Genomic DNA, 17,609 nt, shown 5'->3' with positions numbered 1-17,609 from the left:
GCGGACACTTTACTTGCTTGATCCGGCACGGTCCGCCGTCAGGGTGATCGAGCCCTCAACCCAAGCCACCGGATTGATGCGCGGCGATTGCGCCTAGGAATATCTGGCCGAATTCCCTGAGCTTCGCGGCGCCGACGCCATTGACTGCGGCGAAGGCGTCGAGGTCGCGCGGACAGCGTTCGGCCATGTCGATCAGTGTACGATCGGAGAAGATCACGAAGGCCGGCACCTGGCGCTCGCGGGCGAGACGCAGCCGAACCGCCTTGAGCGTGGCCAAAAGCGCCGTATCCAGGACTTCCGTGCCCGCGGCGGTATCCGGGGTGGGACGTGTCTTGCCACGAGGTGCGCGGCGCGGCGCCTCTACGCGATACCGGAACGGGACCTCGCCACGGGCCAGCTCAAGGCCCTTTTCGGCGATCGCGAGCCCGCCATGGCCGCCTGGGTCCAACGTCAGGAACCCTCCCGCGACGAGTTGGCGCACCAGCGACAGCCAGACATTTTTCTTGTGCGCCACACCGGTCCCGAAGCTGGCAAGCCTGCGGTGGTTCCTGGCCAGGACCTTCTCGCTTTCATGGCCGAGCAGAACATCGACGATATGGCCAGCACCAAAGCGCTCGCCGGTCTGCGCGATCGCCGCGAGGATGATTCGTGCCTCCGCCTCACCGTCCGCATGCGGCGTCTGGTCAAGGCAGTTGTCGCAATTGCCGCAAGGCATTGCTGTTTCGCCGAAGTAGCCAAGCAGGATCTGGCGACGGCACTGGGCCGTTTCGCAATACCCGATCAACGTATCGAGCCGACCATGCGCGCGTCTTTTGTGCTCCGCCGGCGCGTCCTCGTCTTCGATGAAAAGCCGCCGCATGCGGATATCACCGAGACCGAAGAGCATATGTGCCTCGGCAGCCCGCCCGTCGCGGCCCGCGCGCCCGATTTCCTGATAATAGGCTTCGAGGCTGCCCGGCAGATCGGAATGGAAGACATAGGCGACGTCAGGCTTGTCGATACCCATGCCGAAGGCGATGGTCGCCACCATCACGACGCCGGACAAGGTCATGAAGCTGTTCTGGTTGGCCTCGCGCGCCTCTTTGCTCATGCCGGCATGATAGGCCAGGGCGCGCACGCCGTTCCGGTCGAGGAACGCCGCCATCTCTTCCGTCTTCTTGCGCGACAGGCAATAGACGATCCCGCTGCGGCCGGCATGACGCTGCACGAACCCCAGCAATTGGCGCTTGCCGTCCTGCTTGGCCTCGATGCCAAGCTTGATGTTCGGTCGGTCGAAACCCAGCACCAGGGTTTCGACGCGCCCAGCGAACAGCTGTGCGGCGATGTCGGTGCGCGTCGCCTCGTCCGCCGTCGCCGTCAGCGCAATGATCGGCACTTCAGGGAAAATGCCGCGCAGCCGCGACAACTCTTCATATTCGCGCCGGAACGCCGGACCCCATTGGGAGATGCAATGCGCCTCGTCTATAGCGATCAGCCTGATATCGAGCCTGGCCAGCGCCTCGAGCATCCGCGGGGTCATGAGCCGCTCCGGCGCAAGATAGAGCAGGCGCGTCTGGCCCGCTGCAACGCGGCGCCATGCGGCGACATTGGCATCGCGGTCGAGCGAGGAATTGATCGTATCGGCGGCCACGCCGGCAAGACGCAATGCGGCGACCTGGTCCTGCATCAGCGCCACCAGCGGCGAAACGACGATGGTGAGCCCGCCCAGGACCAGTGCCGGGACCTGGTAGCAGAGCGATTTGCCAGCGCCGGTCGGCATGACAGCCAGCACATGGCGCCCGGCCAGCAGTGCCTCCGTCACAGCGTCCTGGCCGGGACGAAAATCGTCGAAGCCGAACACATCCTTCAGGACGCGCCGCTTGGGATCCTCCGCCGGGACGCTCGCCGCCGATACCTGCATCAGGGAATTTTTATGATCGGCGCCGCCCGAAAAGGCAGTATGGGAACGGCCAGGGGCAGCGGCGACGTGACCTGCCAAAGCTCCCTGGCGAATCGCCAGGTGACTGCCTGGACAGCCGATTCGAACATTCGAACGCCCCTCAAGTCCTGTCTCCGTCGGCACCGTCTGAAAGGATATCTCCCTCATTGGCGGATATGCGAGCGTGATTCCAGCCTCTATTCGCTTTGGCTGTGAATATCGCGCGCCGGCTCGGGCCGATTAATCCTATCTTCACCATGATTCGGCAGATTCAGGTCCTGCGGTGATGTTTTGAGTACCGCGGCGCCACAAGCGCCCAGGCAACACGCCCGCGTCTCTCCGGAGGCGCGGGCTTTTCGTTTGCGGGATATGCTGGAAGGCGCAAACAGGCGGTCCTGCTCTTCGACACGCGCCGCGGCGCAATGACCGCTTTCAGTCTCTCCGCAGCTCAGTCGAGGAAATCGGCGCGGTGCGGCGTAAAGCTGTCGACCAGGCGGCCGGCCTCGAGCGCCTTGACGCCATGGACCAGGTTGGAAGGGACAATGAAGCTGCTTCCCGTTTCCAGGATCTCGGTCCTGCCGTCGATGGTGACCTCGAAGCGGCCTTCGGCGACGTAGCTCGCCTGGACATGCGGGTGCGAATGCAGCGCACCGATACCGCCCTTGTCGAAACCGAACTCGACCATCATCAATTCGTCCGTGTGCAGCAGTACACGCCTGCGATTGCCATCCGGCGTCGGCTTCCATGCACCCTCGCCGGCGTGCGAAAAGATCTTCGTTCCGGTCATCGCCAAATCCTCATCATTGCTCCTCATCGCGCCAGCCAGCCGCCGTCCACCGGCACCACCGCGCCATGCATGTAGTTGGACGCCGGCGCCAGCAGGAAGACGGCCGCGTCGCCGATGTCTTCCGGCTCGCCCCAACGCCCGGCCGGAATGCGCGCCAGGATGGCGGTACTGCGGTCTGGATCGGCACGCAGCGCCTCGGTGTTGTTGGTCTCGATATAGCCGGGCGCAATGCTGTTGACGTTGATGCCTTTCGACGCCCATTCGCAGGCGAGCAACCGGGTGATGCCGAGCACGCCGTGTTTCGAGGCGGTATAGGAGGCAACGCGGATGCCGCCCTGGAAGCTCAGCACCGATGCGATGTTGACGATCTTGCCGCGCCGCTCCGGATCGGCAAGCACGCGCTTGGCGAAGCTCTGGCTGAGAAAAAAGACCGTCGTCAGATTGACGTCCATGACGTCGTCCCAATCGGCTTGCGTCAGATCCACAGCGTCGGCGCGCCGGATGATGCCGGCATTGTTGACCAGTCCGTCGAGCGGCCCGGTTTCGTCCCAGATGCGATCAAGCATCGCCTGGGCGGCGGCATGATCGGCAAGATCGCAGCGCACCGCCTCGAAGCGCCCGCCCGCCGCAGCGATCTTTTCCGCCGTCTCGTCCATCGCCGAACGGCCGACGCCGACCACAGCACCACCGGCGCGGGCAATCGACAGGGCGATGCCTTGGCCGATCCCGGTGTTGGCGCCGGTGACGAGAATGCGTTTGCCGGCCAGGCTGAAAGCCGAGAGGTCGCTCACCGCAGCTCTTCCATCGCTACCGGATCGACATCGGTGTAGTCGACATTGTCGCCGGCCATCGCCCAGATGAAGGCATAGTTGGATGTGCCGGCGCCCGAATGGATCGACCACCCCGGCGACAGCACCGCCTGTTCGTTGCGCATGACGAGATGACGTGTCTCGTCCGGTTCGCCCATGAAATGGAACACACGCGCCGTCTCCGGCAGGTCGAAATAGAGGTAGGCCTCCATGCGCCGGTCATGCACATGGCACGGCATGGTGTTCCAGACCGAGCCTGACGCAAGCTGGGTCATGCCGACGACGAGCTGGCAGGTTTTCACGCCTCCGGCATGGATGAACTGGAAGATCGAGCGTTCGTTGCAGGTCGCCTGGCTGCCGAGATCGAGCCGCTTGGCATCGCCGATGCGGATCAGCTGGCTTGGATGGCTCTGATGCGCCGGCGCGCTGAGCAGATAGAACTTGGCCGGCTCGGCTGGGTTGACTGAGGCGAACGACACCTCGTTGGCGCCCATGCCGAGATACAGCATGTCGCGCGGCTGCAGCTCGTATGACTGGTCGCTCGCCTTCACGATGCCGGCGCCGCCGATATTGACGGCGATCATTTCGCGGCGATCGAGAAAATTCTTTGTCCCGGTCGGCTTGATCGCCTCCAGTGGCAGCGGTGTCCCGGCAGGCATGGCGCCACCGACGATCATGCGGTCGTAGTGAGTGTAGGTCAGGCCGATGCGGCCGAGCTGGAACAGGCCTTCGATCAGGAAATTATGACGAAGCTCGTCCGTCCCCATAGCCGCGGCGGTAACAGGGTTGATGGCGAAACGCGAGGTGAAGTCGGTGTGATTGTCAGTGTGATTCATTGCTGTCCCATTGGGCTGCCTCATTGGTCATTCGGTTGCCGCGGCCTTGACCGAGTCGGCATAAAAATTCTGACGTGCGTGCAGGCGCTCGCGATAGCGCTGCTGGCTCGCGGTGAGATGGGCGCGCATGGCTTCGCGAGCGGACTCGGCATCGCCTGTCATGATGGCGTTCAGGATCACCAGATGCTCGCCTTGCAGCCCGCGCTGATAGGCGTCGGACTGGGCCAGCTCGGTGGACCACGGCGACGTCACGTCGCAAGGAATGGCGCGCCGGCCGAGCACGTCCAGCATCTCGACATAGAATGGATTGTTGGTGGCGCTGGCGATCGCGCGGTGGAAGGCAAGGTCGGCCGGACCCGTCGGCTCGCTGTTCAAGAGCAGCCGCTCGAACTCGAAGAACGCCTCCTGGATCGCTGCTTCCTGCGCGGCATTGCGACGGATAGCGGCGAGCCCGGCGGACTCGATCTCGATCGCCAGGCGCACCTCGAGCACGTTGAGCGCGATCGAATCCTTGCTGCCCATATCCGCGGCCAGCGTGCCGAACATCGTCGAGATATGCTCGGTGACGAAGACCCCGGCGCCCTGGCGCGGCTCGACCAGACCGTCGGCGGCAAGCTTGGCCAGCGCTTCGCGGATGACGGTGCGGCTGACCCCGAAGGTTTCGGTCAGCTGGCCCTCGGTGGGCAGCTTTTGACCCGGCTGGATCCCGCCCCCCTGCAACTGCTTGCGGATCGCCGCGACCACGGTCTCCGACAGCTTGGGCTTGCGTTCGATCTTCAGGCTGGTCGCGATATCCGATGCCATTGCCAACCCCTATTTGAACACGCTCGGCAACCATAGCGAGATGGCCGGGATATACGTGACGAGCCCCAGTACCACGATGCCGGCCCCATAGAACGGCCAGATCGAGCGCATCGCTTCCCAGACGGATATCTTGCCCACTGCGCACGCCACGAACTGCACCGCGCCCACCGGCGGCGTGTTCAGCCCGATGCCGAAGTTGAGGATCATGATGACGCCGAAATGCACCGGATCGACGCCGTAGGCCTGCGCCACGGGCAGGAAGATCGGCGTGCAAATGATGATCGTCGGCCCCATGTCCATGAAGGTGCCGAGGAACAGCATCAAGAGGTTGAGCAGGAGGAGCACGACCAGCGGATCCTCCGAGATCGCATTCATCGAGGCTATCAGCGCTGCCGGCACTTTCAGGAAGGCCATCAGCCACGAGAACGCCGCCGCCATGCCGATGATGAGCAGCACCATGGCCGTGGTGCGCACGGCACCATGGGTGGCATGAACGAAACCTTCCCAAGTCATCTGCCGGTAAACCAGGACTGTCACGAGCAACGCATAGATGACGGCGATGCAGGAACTCTCGGTGGCCGTGAAAACGCCCGATCGCACGCCGCCGAAGATGATCGCGATCAGCAGCAGGCCGGGCACCGCGACAGCGAAGAGATGCGCGACGGCGGCGAAGCCCGGAAACGGCTCGGTCGGATAACCGCGGGAGCGCGCCACGAAGTAGGCGGTGATCATCAGTGCGAGAGCCAATAGCAGCCCCGGGATGATGCCGGCCGTGAACAGGTCGGCGATCGAGATCTTTCCGCCTGCCGAGATCGAGTAGATGATCATGTTGTGCGACGGCGGCAGGAGCAGCGCGATCAGCGCCGCCATCGACGTGACGTTGACGGCGTAATCCGCTCCATATCCACGCGCCTTCATCTGCGGGATCATCAAGCCGCCTACCGCCGCTGCCTCCGCCACCGCGGAGCCGGAAATGCCGCCGAACAGTGTAGCGGTCGCGATGTTGACCTGCCCGAGGCCGCCGCGCATGTGGCCGACGAGCGAGCCGGCGAAGGCAACGATCTTGCTGGCGATGCCGCCGCGCACCATCAAGTCGCCGGCGTAGATGAAAAACGGAATGGCCAGCAGCGAAAAGACGCTCATGCCGGAATTCAGGCGCTGGAACACGATGAGCGGCGGCAGGCCCATGTAGAGGACGGTGGCAAAGCTTGCGACGCCGAGGCAGAACGCGATCGGCGTGCCGATAAGCATCAGAACGGTGAAGACGCCAAAGAGTATCCAGAGTTCCATGGCGTCAGACCTTCACGTTCGCTGTGTCGAGTTCGGCTGCGACTTCCGCGGGCGGCAGTTCATCGAGCGCATCGTCGATCGGCGCACCGGAAAGGCGAAGCACGATGCGCTCCAGCGTGAAGAGCACAATGAGCGCGCCTCCCGCGACAAGCGGGACGTAGTCCCAGCCCCCCGATATGCCGAGCGACGGCAAGGTGGCGCCCCAGGTCAATGCGACCAGCTGGCTGCCGTACCAGATCATGCCGATGCCGAAGGCGAGCGCGACGAGGTCCGAGATCATCCTCAGCCAACGCTTGCCGCCTTTCGGCAGCACGTAGAGCAAGACGTCGAAGCCGAGGTGATAGTTCTCGCGCACCCCGACGGCAGCGCCGAGGAAAATGAACCAGCTCATCAGCATTACCGAGCCCTGCTCGGTCCAGCTCGGCGAGCGGTTCAGAACGTAGCGGCCGAACACCTGCCAGGCGACGAAGGCGGTCATCAGCACCAGCCCGACGCCGGCAATCCACAGCGCCGCCGTGCTGACACGCGACATCACCCGCGCGATGCCGGACAGGGGCGGTTTCTGTTCTGAGCTGGAGGTCACCGGTTCTCTCCGCAAGAGGATGGCGGCGCGGAATGCCCGCGCCGCCGCTTGATCACTGCACGGCCTTGATGGCCTCGACCATCGCCTTCAGCTTGTCGTCCTTGACGTGCTTTTCGTAGACCGGGCCCATCGCGTTGATGAAGGGCTGCTTGTCCGGCGTCGTGATCTGCGAACCGGCCGCCTCGACCTTGGCACGCGATTCCTTGACCTTGGCGGCCCACAGCTCACGCTGCTTGGCGACGCTTTCCTTGGCGGCGGCCTTGAAGATCGCCTGGTCTTCCGGCGTCAGCTTGTCCCAGCTTGACTTCGCCATGACGAAGGCTTCCGGCACCATCGTGTGCTCGTCGAGCGAATAGAACTTGGCGACTTCCGCATGCTTGGCGGTGTCGTAGCTCGGAAAATTGTTCTCCGCGCCGTCGATGACCCCGGTCTCGATCGCCGAATACACCTCGCCATACGGCATCGGCGTCGCGTTGGCGCCGAGTGCCGCCACCATGTCGACGAAGATGTCGGACTGGATGACGCGGAACTTCATGCCGGCAAGATCGGCTACAGTGTTAATCGGCTTCTTCGAATTGTAGAAGGAGCGCGCGCCGCCGTCATAAAAGGCGAGCAGCACCAGCCCGACCTGTTCGAACGCAGCCGCGATCTGGTCGCCGACCGGTCCGTCCATGACCTTGTGCATATGGTCTTCCGAGCGGAAGATGTAGGGCAGCGAGGGCACGGTGGTTTCGGGGATGAGTCCGTTGAACGGCGCCATCGAGACGCGGTTGAGGTCGATCACGCCGGAGCGCACCTGCTCGATCGTGTCCTTTTCCTCGCCGAGCTGCGCGGAATGGTAGACATCGACAGCATAGCGGCCGGCCGTGCGCTCCTTCACAAGCTCGCCAAAATATTTGACGGCCTCGACCGTTGGATAGCCGTCCGGATGCGTGTCGGACGAGCGCAGAACCGTCTGGGCGCTTGCCGTTCCGGCCATCAGTGCGGCGGCCAGTAGCGTAGCTCCCGCCAGTCTAGAAAAATGCAGCATTGGTTTCCTCCCGTTTGAACGATGGCGGCAAGCGCCGTTAGAGCCGGTACGCATTTTTCGCGAGCGTATAGGCAAGTTCCTGCGCCAGCTCGTGCGCCTCGTCCTCGCGGAGCCGGTGCTCGGCGACGAGACGCGCAAGAAAGGCGCAATCGACCCGACGCGCCACATCGTGGCGAGCCGGGATGGATGGAAAGGCGCGGGTGTCGTCATTGAAGCCGACGGTGTTGTAGAAGCCGGCTGTCTCAGTGGTCATCTCGCGGAACCGGCGCATGCCCTCCGGGCTGTCGTGGAACCACCAGGCCGGCCCGAGCCTCAGTGCCGGGTAGACGCCGGCGAGCGGCGCCAGTTCGCGCGCATAGCTGGTCTCGTCGAGCGTGAAGAGGATGATGGTAAGGTCGCGCTCCAGGCCGACGCAGTCGAGCAGCGGCTTCAGCGCTGTCACATAGTCGGTTCTGGCCGGGATATCGAAACCCTTGTCTCTGCCGAATTTCTGGAAGACGGAAGGCGAATGATTGCGCCAGGAGCCGGGATGGATCTGCAGGACGAGCCCGTCGTCGCGGCTCATCTTGGCCATTTCGGTCAGCATCTGGGCGCGAAACAGTTTTCGCTCACGCTCGTCGTCCGAGCCTCGGCGGATGCGGTTGAACAGCTCCTGCGCGGCGGCATCCGACAGATTGGCGGTCTCCGCTGTCGGATGGCCGTGATCCGACGCGGTCGCGCCGAAACTTTTGAAGAAGGCCCTTCTCTGGCGATGCGCATCGAGATAGCCGGCCCAAGTGCCGGTGTCGCAGCCGGTGATGTCGCCGAGCCGATCGAGATTGGCAGAAAAGCCTTCGAAATCGGGATCGACGACGGCATCCGGCCGGTAGGCGGGAATGACGCGGCCCTGCCAGCCACTGTCGCGGATCGCCTTGTGCCATTTGAGATCGTCAAGCGCGCCGTCCGTCGTCGCGATGACCTCGATGTTGAAGCGCTCGAACAGAGCGCGCGGGCGGAATTTCTCCCACTCCAGCAGCGTCGCAATCATATCGTAGTGGCGGTCGGCCGTCGCCGCGTTCAGCGGCTCTTCGATGCCGAACAGATGGGCAAGCACATGGTCGAACCACAAACGGGTCGGGGTGCCGCGGAACAGATAATAGTGCTCGGCGAAGCGCCGCCAGATCGTCCTGCCGTCGGTCTCCAGCGGTGAGCCGTCAAGCGTTGGCACGCCGAGATCCTCGAGCCGGACGCCCTGGCTGAACAGCATGCGGAAGATGTAATGGTCCGGCACAACAAGCAATTGCGCCGGATCGGGAAACGCCTCGTTGAGCGCATACCAGCGCGGATCGGTGTGACCGTGCGGGCTGACGATCGGCAGGTCCTTCACCCCGGCGTAAAGATCGCGGCCAAGCGAACGCGGACGCGCCTCGGACGGAAACAGCAAATCCGGATCGGTCAGTGCGGCCACGTCGTTCCTCCCAACCCGGCCATCGGTAGGTTCGGAAAGAAGTAATGTCAACATACAAAAAATAGATTGTTGTATGATGACTTTTACGCAACGTCAGCCCATTGTGCGGAAAGGAAACGGATGTTACGCCGCATGCCGGCCACGCCCCGGCACGAGCTCGATCAGACCCATCGCACGATGACAGACAGACGCCTTTCCAACAGCACGCGGCAGGCATTGCCGGCCTCGGTCGCGGTCCCCGGATACGACCGCAACCGTATCGTGCCCGGCATCGTCCATCTCGGCGTCGGCGCATTCCACCGCGCCCATCAGGCAGCCTATGTCGACGACTGCCTGGCTGCGGGAGAGACGGAATGGGGCATTGTCGGCGTCTCGCTGCGCAGCGCCGACACACGCGACGCGCTGGCGCCGCAGGACGGGCTCTACACGCTGGCGGTCAGGAGCAGCGACAGCGAAAGCCTGCGCGTCGTCGGCTCGATCATGTCGATGCTGGTGGCCCCGGAAGACCCGGGTGCGGTGCTGGCCGCGCTGACTGATCCACGCACCTCCATCGTCACGCTGACGATCACCGAAAAAGCCTATCTCAGGGCGGCGGGTGGCGGACTGGACGCAGCCCATCCCGACATCGTCCACGATTTGGCCAACCCGCAAATACCGCGAACGGCGCATGGTTTTCTGGCCGAATCGCTTGCGCGCCGCCGCGCTGCCGGTATCCAGCCATTCACCGTGCTGTGCTGCGACAATCTCCCGGCCAATGGCGCCACGCTGCACCGGCTGCTGGTCGAATTCGCCGCTTTGCGCGGCACCGATCTCGACCGCCATATCGCCGACGAGGTGGCATTTCCATCGAGCATGGTGGATCGCATCGTGCCGGCGACCACCGATGCCGACCGGGCACGGATATCAGGCCAGCTCGGCGTCGAGGACGCCTGGCCGGTGATGACCGAGCCGTTCTGCCAATGGGTGGTCGAAGACGATTTCCCGGCGGGCAGGCCGGCCTGGGAAAGGTTCGGCGTCACCATGGTCGGTGATGTCGGGCCGTTCGAGGACATGAAGCTGCGCCTGCTCAACGGCTCGCATTCGGCTATCGCCTATCTTGGCCTGCTCAGCGGCCATGAGACGGTCGACCGCGCCTTCGCCGATCCGATGATCCGGCAATTCGTCGACGGATTGTGGGCCGAGGCCATCACGACGCTGCCGAAGGACGCCGGGCTCGACACGGCCGACTACACCGCCCAGCTCGCCAAGCGTTATTCGAACACCGCGCTTGCCCATCGGACGGCGCAGATCGCCAATGATGGCAGCCAGAAACTGCCGCAGCGCATCGTCGCCTCCGCCATGGAGCGGTTGAGCGGCGGTGCCCCGCCCGCGTATCTGATGCTGGTGGTAGCCGCCTGGCTCGCGGCTTGCGAGGCGCGCGGCAAATCCTTGCCGCAAAGCCATTTCACCGACCCGCTCGACTTGGCCTTAGCCGCACTCGACACTCGGCATCTGTCGGCTAGCGAAGCGGTGGTGGCAGTGTTCGACCTGGCCGGCTTCGCCAAGGGCGGTGCTGAGCGCCTGACGCTGATCGACCTCGCGGCCGCCCATCTCGAACGCCTGCGGCAGGGCGGCGTGGCTGCTGCTTTCACAGCGCTGGGCATACAGAGTGAGAAAACATGAGGCAGAACCGCGCGCAGTCGTACGTGCGGCGGAAGCGCTGACGACTTGAAGCTATTTGCCTGTCAGACCGTCCAACGTATGCCGTGACGAGTAGTCGATACCTCTGGAGTTCCAGAACAGGCGAACGCCCTTGCCGACCAAATTCTCATACGGAATAGTGCCCAAATCAAAACGGCTATCGGCGGAACTGTCGCGATTGTCGCCAAGCATGAAGTAGCGGCCGGCCGGAACGACAACAGGCTGCGTGTTGTCGCCCATCGATCCGTCGATCACGTCGAGGACCGAGTAGGAGACGCCGTTCTGCAGTGTTTCGCGCTGCATTTTGGCCGACCGGATCTCCTCGGAGGAATAAGAGCCGGTCTCTTCAAGCTTCACCGCCTGATCGTTGATGTGAAGGACGCCGTCGATCATCTGGATCTTGTCGCCAGGAAGGCCGACAATACGCTTGATGTAGTCGGTACCGGGATCAGACGGCCGCCTGAAAACTGCGATATCGCCCAGCGCCGGCGCCGTGTCGAACCTCCGCCCTTCGATCGGCAGCAAGCCAAAGGGGACGCTGTAGCGGCTGTAGCCGTAAGCAAATTTGGACGCAAACAGATAGTCGCCGACCTCAAGCGTTGGCACCATGCTGCTGGCTGGTATTGAGAATGGCTGAAACAGGAACGACCGGATCGCAAACGCAGCCAGAGACGAGGCCAGAAAGGCCAGCACCAGAACCGAAAATCCATGTGCGTACCATTTGTCCGGCTTGAATCGATGCGCAAAGGGAACAACGAGCACCACCGACAAGGTCGCTATGCCGATACTAGAAAGATTGGCCAATCCGGAAAGATCGATGCCAGGCAAAACCGGGAACCCGACGTAGCAAAGGGCCATGGTTGCGGTACTGATCGCGACCAGACTGATGACCGCCAGCTTGCCGCTTCCGATCCAAAGAAATCCGCCGAACGGACCGCCAAAGGCCGACACCAGGGCCGCCGACCATCTGGATCTCGACTTTGTTTCTTCAGTCACCGGCTACCGCCCCCCAAGGCAGACAAGGCAGGACTGTCCATCAAATAAAAAAGCGAGGCAAGCCTCGCTTTTGCAATTGCCGGACTGATCTTCGCTTCAAGCAGGCAGGATGGCGCCTTCGAGTGTGGTGAGCTGGCTAAGGAACTGCTCGGCCTTGCTGCGCGTCTGGTCGTCCTTCGCGTCGGCGACGTCTTCCCTGGCTTCCTGGATACGGCGGGCCAGGTCGGCGCGGTCGATGTCGCCGACGGCTACCGCCGATTCTGCCAGCAACGTGCAGCCGGCCGGAACGATGTCGGCGAAGCCGCCGAACACCACGTAGCGTTCTTCCTTGCCTGCCGCGGTCTTCACCGTGACGACTCCCGGCTTGATCGTGGTCATGACCGGCGCGTGATGTGCCATCACGGTCATCTCACCTTCGGCGCCAGGAATGACGACGGCTTCGACCTGCTCGGAGACCAGCAATCGCTCCGGCGAGACCAGTTCGAATTGGAAAGCTTCAGGCATGATCTATTTAGTGAGTGGTCAATAGTGAATAGTAAGTAGTGAAGGGCAAAACGCCCAAACCCGTACTTACTATTCTCTACTCACTACTCACTACTCCCTATTCGCTTGATTATGCTGCTTCGGCCGCCAGGCGCTGAGCCTTCTCGACCGCTTCTTCGATGCCGCCGACCATGTAGAAGGCGGCTTCCGGCAGATGGTCGTAGTCGCCGTTGCAGAGGCCCTTGAAGCCCTTGATGGTGTCGGCGAGGTCGACCAGCTTGCCCGGCGAACCCGTGAACACTTCGGCGACGAAGAACGGCTGCGACAGGAAGCGCTCGATCTTGCGGGCGCGGGCCACCGTCTGCTTGTCCTCTTCCGACAACTCGTCCATGCCCAGGATGGCGATGATGTCCTGCAGCGACTTGTAGCGCTGGAGGATCGACTGCACCTGGCGCGCGACCTGGTAGTGCTCCTCGCCGACCACGATGGGGTCGAGCATGCGCGAGGTCGAATCCAGCGGATCGACAGCCGGGTAGATGCCCTTCTCCGAGATCGCACGGTTGAGCACGGTCGTCGCGTCCAGGTGGGCGAACGAGGTCGCCGGCGCCGGGTCGGTCAGATCGTCGGCCGGCACATAGATCGCCTGCACCGAGGTGATCGAACCCTTGGTCGTCGTGGTGATGCGCTCCTGCAGCGCGCCCATGTCGGTGGCCAGCGTCGGCTGGTAGCCCACGGCCGAAGGAATACGGCCGAGCAGCGCCGACACTTCCGAACCCGCCTGCGTGAAGCGGAAAATGTTGTCGACAAAGAACAGAACGTCCTGGCCCTGGTCGCGGAAATATTCGGCAACCGTCAGCCCGGTCAGACCGACGCGGGCGCGCGCGCCCGGCGGCTCGTTCATCTGGCCAAAGACAAGTGCTGCCTTGGAGCCTTCGCCGCCGCCCTTCTTGTTGACGCCGGACTCGATGAACTCGTGATAGAGATCGTTGCCCTCGCGCGTGCGTTCGCCGACGCCGGCAAACACCGAGAAGCCGCCATGCGCCTTGGCGACGTTGTTGATCAGTTCCTGGATCAGCACCGTCTTGCCGACGCCGGCGCCGCCGAACAGGCCGATCTTGCCGCCGCGGGCGTATGGGGCGAGCAAATCAAGAACCTTGATGCCGGTAACCAGGATCTGCGCTTCCGTCGACTGCTCGACATAGGACGGCGCCGGTTGGTGGATCGGGCGCATCTCGATGCCATCGACCGGACCTTCCTCGTCGACCGGCTCGCCGATGACGTTGATGATGCGGCCGAGCATGCCCGGGCCGACCGGCACGGTGATCGGCGCGCCGGTGTCATAGACATCCTGGCCGCGGACTAGACCTTCGGTCGAGTCCATGGCGATACAGCGCACGGTGTTCTCGCCGAGATGCTGGGCGACCTCAAGCACCAGACGGTTGCCGACATTGACCGTCTCCAGCGCGTTCAGGATCGCCGGCAGATGTTCGCCGAACTGCACGTCGACGACTGCGCCGATGACCTGGCGTACCTTGCCGGCAAGGCCGGTTTTCTTGATGGAAACGGTCGGCGCCTTGGATGCGGCGGCCTTGGCGGGCGCGGCCGCCTTCGTGGCCGGTGCGGCCTTCGCTGCTGCTGCCGGAGCCTTTGCCGGTGCTGCCGCCTTCGCGGCGGTCTTCGGGGCCGCCGTCTTGGGGGTCGCTGCTTTCGCCATCGTCTTTACCCTTCTCGTCCTTTGTTTCTCACGCGATCCGCCTGAAGGCCGGTGACCTTCATGCGAGCGCGCCTAGAGCGCCTCGGCGCCCGAAATGATTTCGATCAATTCCTTGGTGATCTGCGCCTGCCGCTGGCGGTTATAGGTGATCGACAGTTTGTTGATCATGTCGCCGGCATTGCGCGTCGCATTGTCCATGGCGCTCATCTTGGCGCCCATCTCACCGGCCGCGTTTTCGAGCAGCGCCCGGAAAACCTGCACGGAGATGTTGCGAGGAATGAGGTCGGAGAGAATTTCGCCCGGCTCCGGCTCATACTCATAGACGGCGTTGCCGCCATTCGTCGTCTCGGCGGCGGCCGATGGCACGCCGGCCGGAATGATCTGCTGCGCCGTCGGGATCTGGCTGATCACCGACTTGAACTGCGAATAGAACAGCGTGCAGATGTCGAAGCCGCCCTCGTTGAAGAGCTGGATCACCTTCTTGGCGATCGCGTCGGCATTGACGAAGTCCAGCGTCTTGACCTCGCGCAGATCGACGCGGTCGATGATCAGCGACGCGTAGTCGCGACGCAATATGTCGAAGCCCTTCTTGCCGACGCAGATGATCTTGACCTGCTTGCCGTCGGCCAGGAGCTTGCGGATATGGTCTCGGGCAAGACGGGCGATCTGCGAATTGAAGCCACCGCACAGGCCGCGCTCGGCGGTGCAGACGACGAGCAGGTGCACGTCGTCCTTGCCGGTGCCGGTCATCAGCGCGGGGGCATCGCCGCCGCCGCCGATCGCCTGGGTGATGTTGGCCAGCACCGCACCCATGCGCTCCGAATAGGGGCGCGCGGCTTCCGCCGCCTCCTGCGCGCGGCGCAGCTTCGCCGCGGCGACCATCTGCATCGCCTTGGTGATCTTCTGCGTCGCCTTGACCGAGGCGATACGGTTACGAAGGTCTTTTAACGAAGCCATGCTTCAAACCCGATCCCGTCCGGCTTCGTTCAAGCGAAGGTCTTGGCGAAGGTGTCGATCTCCGCCTTCAGCTTGGCGCGCAGATCGTCCGACAGCGCCTTCTCCTTGCGGATACCGTCGAGCACGTCCTTGCCGGCCGAGCGCATGTGGCTGAGCAAGCCATGCTCGAACTTGCCGACCTGGTCGATCGCCAGCTTGTCGAGATAGCCGTTGACGCCGGCGAAGATCACCGCGACCTGCTCCTCGACCTTGAGCGGCGAGAATTGCGGCTGCTTCAGGAGTTCGGTCAGGCGCGCACCGCGGTTGAGCAGGCGCTGCGTGGCGGCATCGAGATCGGAGCCGAACTGCGCGAAGGCCGCCATTTCGCGGTACTGCGCCAGTTCGCCCTTGATCGAGCCGGCGACCTGCTTCATCGCCTTGATCTGCGCCGAGGAGCCAACGCGCGACACCGACAGACCGACATTGACCGCCGGGCGAACGCCCTGGAAGAACAGGTTGGTTTCCAGGAAGATCTGGCCGTCGGTGATCGAGATCACGTTGGTCGGGATATAGGCCGAAACGTCGTTGGCCTGCGTCTCGATGATCGGCAGTGCAGTCAGCGAACCGCCGCCATTGTCGTCATTGAGCTTGGCGGCCCGCTCCAGAAGGCGCGAGTGCAGGTAGAACACGTCGCCCGGATAGGCTTCGCGGCCAGGCGGGCGGCGCAGCAACAGCGACATCTGGCGATAGGCGACCGCCTGCTTCGACAGATCGTCATAGGAGATCAGCGCGTGCATGCCGTTGTCGCGGAAATATTCGCCCATGGTGCACGCGGTGAACGGCGCCAGGTACTGCATCGGCGCCGGGTCGGACGCGGTGGCGGCGATGATGATCGAATAGTCGAGCGCGCCGCGCTCTTCGAGAACTTTCACGAACTGCGCGACGGTCGAGCGCTTCTGGCCGACGGCGACGTAGACGCAGTAGAGCTTTTCCTTCTCCGGCCCATGGTCGTGCACCGATTTCTGGTTGAGCATCGTATCGAGGATGATCGCGGTCTTGCCGGTCTGGCGGTCGCCGATGACCAGCTCGCGCTGGCCGCGACCGACCGGGATCAGCGCATCGATAGCCTTGAGGCCGGTCGACATCGGCTCGTTCACCGATTTGCGCGGAATGATGCCGGGCGCCTTGACGTCGACGCGCTTGCGCTCGGTCGCCTGGATCGGGCCCTTGCCGTCGATCGGGTTGCCGAGCGCATCGACGACGCGGCCGAGCAGGCCCATGCCGACAGGCGTGTCGACGATGGCGCCGGTGCGCTTGACGATATCGCCTTCCTTGATGTCGCGGTCGGCGCCGAAGATGACGACGCCGACATTGTCGGCTTCGAGGTTGAGCGCCATGCCGCGGATGCCGCCGGGGAACTCGACCATCTCGCCGGCCTGGACATTGTCGAGGCCATAGACGCGGGCGATGCCGTCGCCGACGGACAGAACCTGGCCGACTTCGGAGACCTCGGCCTCCTTGCCGAAATTCTTGATCTGGTCTTTCAGAATTGCGGAAATTTCCGCGGCGCGGATGTCCATCAGCCGACCTCTTTCAGTGCAAGCTTGAGCGAATTGAGTTTGGTTTTGAGCGACGTATCGATCTGGCGCGAGCCAATCTTGACCACCAGCCCGCCGAGCAGCGACGGATCGACGGTCACGGTGATCGCGACATCCTTGCCGGCAACGCTTTTCAGCGCCGCCTTCAGCTCGGTTTGCTGGGCGTCGGTCAGCGCATGCGCCGAGGTAACTTCAGCGGCGGTCTCGCCACGATGCTCGGCGGCGATCTGGCGGAATGCCTTGATCATGCCGGGGATGGCGAACAGACGGCGGTTCTGGGCGACGACGCGCAGGAAATTGCCGGTGAGGCCGGTGATCCCTGCCTTGTCGGCGATCACCGCGATGGCCTTGGCCTGGTCTTCGCTAGAGAACACCGGGCTATTGATCAGACGGGTAAGATCCGCGCTGCCTTCGAGCATCGCGGCGAAACCGTTGAGGTCGGCCTCGACCTGGGCGACCGAATTCGCCTGGAGCGCGAGCTCGAACAGCGAACCCGCATAGCGTTCTGCGACACCTGAGATTGGCGATGACGATTGGGCCACGGACCGTCTTTTCTCTTGTCTGACAGGCCGCAGATTGTTGGCGCGAGCGAAAACTCTAGCTAAATCTTTGACCTTACTGCATTTTTCCAAGCACGGAGGCGCGGCTTCCGCTATCCCCGGCCGAAAGTCGATTGCCGTCTAGCACAGGCATTTTAA

16 protein-coding genes are annotated in these 17,609 nt (G+C 63.4%); 1 reads left to right on the top strand and 15 read right to left on the bottom strand.

The features are described from left to right. Positions 1–55 precede the first annotated feature (55 nt). The 9 genes from recQ to uxaC all read right to left on the bottom strand — a co-directional run bounded on the left by recQ (position 56) and on the right by uxaC (position 9,504). Positions 56–1,900, bottom strand: coding sequence for a DNA helicase RecQ (gene recQ / locus IHQ72_RS05515; RefSeq protein ID WP_258121535.1), 1,845 nt, complete (start codon positions 1,898–1,900; stop codon positions 56–58). Positions 1,901–2,366: 466 nt separating this feature from the next. Beyond that, positions 2,367–2,705, bottom strand: a complete 339-nt coding sequence (locus IHQ72_RS05510; protein WP_258121534.1) for a cupin domain-containing protein — start codon at positions 2,703–2,705, stop codon at positions 2,367–2,369. A 23-nt stretch (positions 2,706–2,728) separates the two neighbouring features. Then, a complete protein-coding gene (gene kduD / locus IHQ72_RS05505) occupies positions 2,729–3,496 on the bottom strand; it encodes a 2-dehydro-3-deoxy-D-gluconate 5-dehydrogenase KduD (protein ID WP_258121533.1) in 768 nt (255 codons plus the stop codon). Further along, positions 3,493–4,350, bottom strand: a complete 858-nt coding sequence (kduI, locus tag IHQ72_RS05500) for a 5-dehydro-4-deoxy-D-glucuronate isomerase (RefSeq protein WP_258121532.1) — start codon at positions 4,348–4,350, stop codon at positions 3,493–3,495. Before kduI ends, kduD begins: the two co-directional genes overlap by 4 nt. A gap of 27 nt (positions 4,351–4,377) precedes the next feature. Further along, positions 4,378–5,154, bottom strand: a complete 777-nt coding sequence (locus IHQ72_RS05495; RefSeq protein ID WP_258121531.1) for a FadR/GntR family transcriptional regulator — start codon at positions 5,152–5,154, stop codon at positions 4,378–4,380. A 9-nt stretch (positions 5,155–5,163) separates the two neighbouring features. Further along, complete coding sequence (locus tag IHQ72_RS05490; protein WP_023800078.1) at positions 5,164–6,444, bottom strand: TRAP transporter large permease; 1,281 nt, start codon at positions 6,442–6,444, stop codon at positions 5,164–5,166. A 4-nt stretch (positions 6,445–6,448) separates the two neighbouring features. Next, the gene (locus IHQ72_RS05485; RefSeq protein ID WP_029349033.1) at positions 6,449–6,976 is read right to left on the bottom strand and encodes a TRAP transporter small permease; all 528 of its coding nucleotides are present in this window, start codon (positions 6,974–6,976) and stop codon (positions 6,449–6,451) included. Positions 6,977–7,079: 103 nt separating this feature from the next. Beyond that, positions 7,080–8,057, bottom strand: coding sequence for a TRAP transporter substrate-binding protein (locus IHQ72_RS05480; protein WP_258121530.1), 978 nt, complete (start codon positions 8,055–8,057; stop codon positions 7,080–7,082). A 37-nt stretch (positions 8,058–8,094) separates the two neighbouring features. Further along, positions 8,095–9,504: a glucuronate isomerase gene (gene uxaC, locus IHQ72_RS05475; RefSeq protein ID WP_258121529.1), complete on the bottom strand. Its 1,410-nt coding sequence runs from the start codon at positions 9,502–9,504 to the stop codon at positions 8,095–8,097. A 177-nt stretch (positions 9,505–9,681) separates the two neighbouring features. Here uxaC and IHQ72_RS05470 point away from each other — a divergent pair, with 177 nt between their 5' ends. Then, a complete protein-coding gene (locus IHQ72_RS05470; protein WP_258123735.1) occupies positions 9,682–11,166 on the top strand; it encodes a mannitol dehydrogenase family protein in 1,485 nt (494 codons plus the stop codon). A gap of 51 nt (positions 11,167–11,217) precedes the next feature. Here the strand turns inward: IHQ72_RS05470 and lepB are convergent, their stop codons facing one another. From lepB to IHQ72_RS05440, 6 genes are all read right to left on the bottom strand, one after another. Then, positions 11,218–12,180 carry a signal peptidase I gene (gene lepB / locus IHQ72_RS05465; protein ID WP_258121528.1) on the bottom strand — a complete coding sequence of 321 codons (963 nt, stop codon included), beginning with the start codon at positions 12,178–12,180 and terminating at the stop codon, positions 11,218–11,220. A 96-nt stretch (positions 12,181–12,276) separates the two neighbouring features. Continuing rightward, on the bottom strand, positions 12,277–12,684 hold the full coding sequence (locus tag IHQ72_RS05460) for a F0F1 ATP synthase subunit epsilon (protein ID WP_258121527.1): 408 nt from the start codon (positions 12,682–12,684) through the stop codon (positions 12,277–12,279). A gap of 109 nt (positions 12,685–12,793) precedes the next feature. Then, positions 12,794–14,377 carry a F0F1 ATP synthase subunit beta gene (gene atpD / locus IHQ72_RS05455; RefSeq protein WP_258121526.1) on the bottom strand — a complete coding sequence of 528 codons (1,584 nt, stop codon included), beginning with the start codon at positions 14,375–14,377 and terminating at the stop codon, positions 12,794–12,796. Positions 14,378–14,449: 72 nt separating this feature from the next. Continuing rightward, positions 14,450–15,334: a F0F1 ATP synthase subunit gamma gene (locus IHQ72_RS05450; RefSeq protein ID WP_258121525.1), complete on the bottom strand. Its 885-nt coding sequence runs from the start codon at positions 15,332–15,334 to the stop codon at positions 14,450–14,452. Positions 15,335–15,363: 29 nt separating this feature from the next. Further along, positions 15,364–16,893 carry a F0F1 ATP synthase subunit alpha gene (gene atpA, locus IHQ72_RS05445; RefSeq protein WP_258121524.1) on the bottom strand — a complete coding sequence of 510 codons (1,530 nt, stop codon included), beginning with the start codon at positions 16,891–16,893 and terminating at the stop codon, positions 15,364–15,366. Next, a complete protein-coding gene (locus IHQ72_RS05440; protein WP_258121523.1) occupies positions 16,893–17,453 on the bottom strand; it encodes a F0F1 ATP synthase subunit delta in 561 nt (186 codons plus the stop codon). The genes atpA and IHQ72_RS05440 overlap by 1 nt, the downstream gene beginning before the upstream one ends. Positions 17,454–17,609 lie beyond the last annotated feature (156 nt).

Origin of the sequence: Mesorhizobium onobrychidis, assembly GCF_024707545.1 — a bacterium.
In the GTDB taxonomy this organism is placed as follows: domain Bacteria; phylum Pseudomonadota; class Alphaproteobacteria; order Rhizobiales; family Rhizobiaceae; genus Mesorhizobium; species Mesorhizobium onobrychidis.
The sequence above is the reverse complement of the archived record's forward strand: the minus strand, read 5'-3'. Positions and strand labels throughout refer to the sequence as shown.

What these genes read in the sequence shown, in the direction of transcription:
- recQ (WP_258121535.1), bottom strand. Translation starts at nt 1,900, where the DNA reads ATGCAGGTATCGGCGGCGAGCGTCCCGGCGGAGGATCCCAAGCGGCGC.
- IHQ72_RS05510 (WP_258121534.1), bottom strand. Translation starts at nt 2,705, where the DNA reads ATGACCGGAACGAAGATCTTTTCGCACGCCGGCGAGGGTGCATGGAAG.
- kduI (WP_258121532.1), bottom strand. Translation starts at nt 4,350, where the DNA reads ATGAATCACACTGACAATCACACCGACTTCACCTCGCGTTTCGCCATC.
- IHQ72_RS05495 (WP_258121531.1), bottom strand. Translation starts at nt 5,154, where the DNA reads ATGGCATCGGATATCGCGACCAGCCTGAAGATCGAACGCAAGCCCAAG.
- IHQ72_RS05490 (WP_023800078.1), bottom strand. Translation starts at nt 6,444, where the DNA reads ATGGAACTCTGGATACTCTTTGGCGTCTTCACCGTTCTGATGCTTATC.
- IHQ72_RS05485 (WP_029349033.1), bottom strand. Translation starts at nt 6,976, where the DNA reads ATGTCGCGTGTCAGCACGGCGGCGCTGTGGATTGCCGGCGTCGGGCTG.
- IHQ72_RS05480 (WP_258121530.1), bottom strand. Translation starts at nt 8,057, where the DNA reads ATGCTGCATTTTTCTAGACTGGCGGGAGCTACGCTACTGGCCGCCGCA.
- IHQ72_RS05470 (WP_258123735.1), top strand. Translation starts at nt 9,682, where the DNA reads ATGACAGACAGACGCCTTTCCAACAGCACGCGGCAGGCATTGCCGGCC.
- IHQ72_RS05460 (WP_258121527.1), bottom strand. Translation starts at nt 12,684, where the DNA reads ATGCCTGAAGCTTTCCAATTCGAACTGGTCTCGCCGGAGCGATTGCTG.
- atpD (WP_258121526.1), bottom strand. Translation starts at nt 14,377, where the DNA reads ATGGCGAAAGCAGCGACCCCCAAGACGGCGGCCCCGAAGACCGCCGCG.
- IHQ72_RS05450 (WP_258121525.1), bottom strand. Translation starts at nt 15,334, where the DNA reads ATGGCTTCGTTAAAAGACCTTCGTAACCGTATCGCCTCGGTCAAGGCG.
- atpA (WP_258121524.1), bottom strand. Translation starts at nt 16,893, where the DNA reads ATGGACATCCGCGCCGCGGAAATTTCCGCAATTCTGAAAGACCAGATC.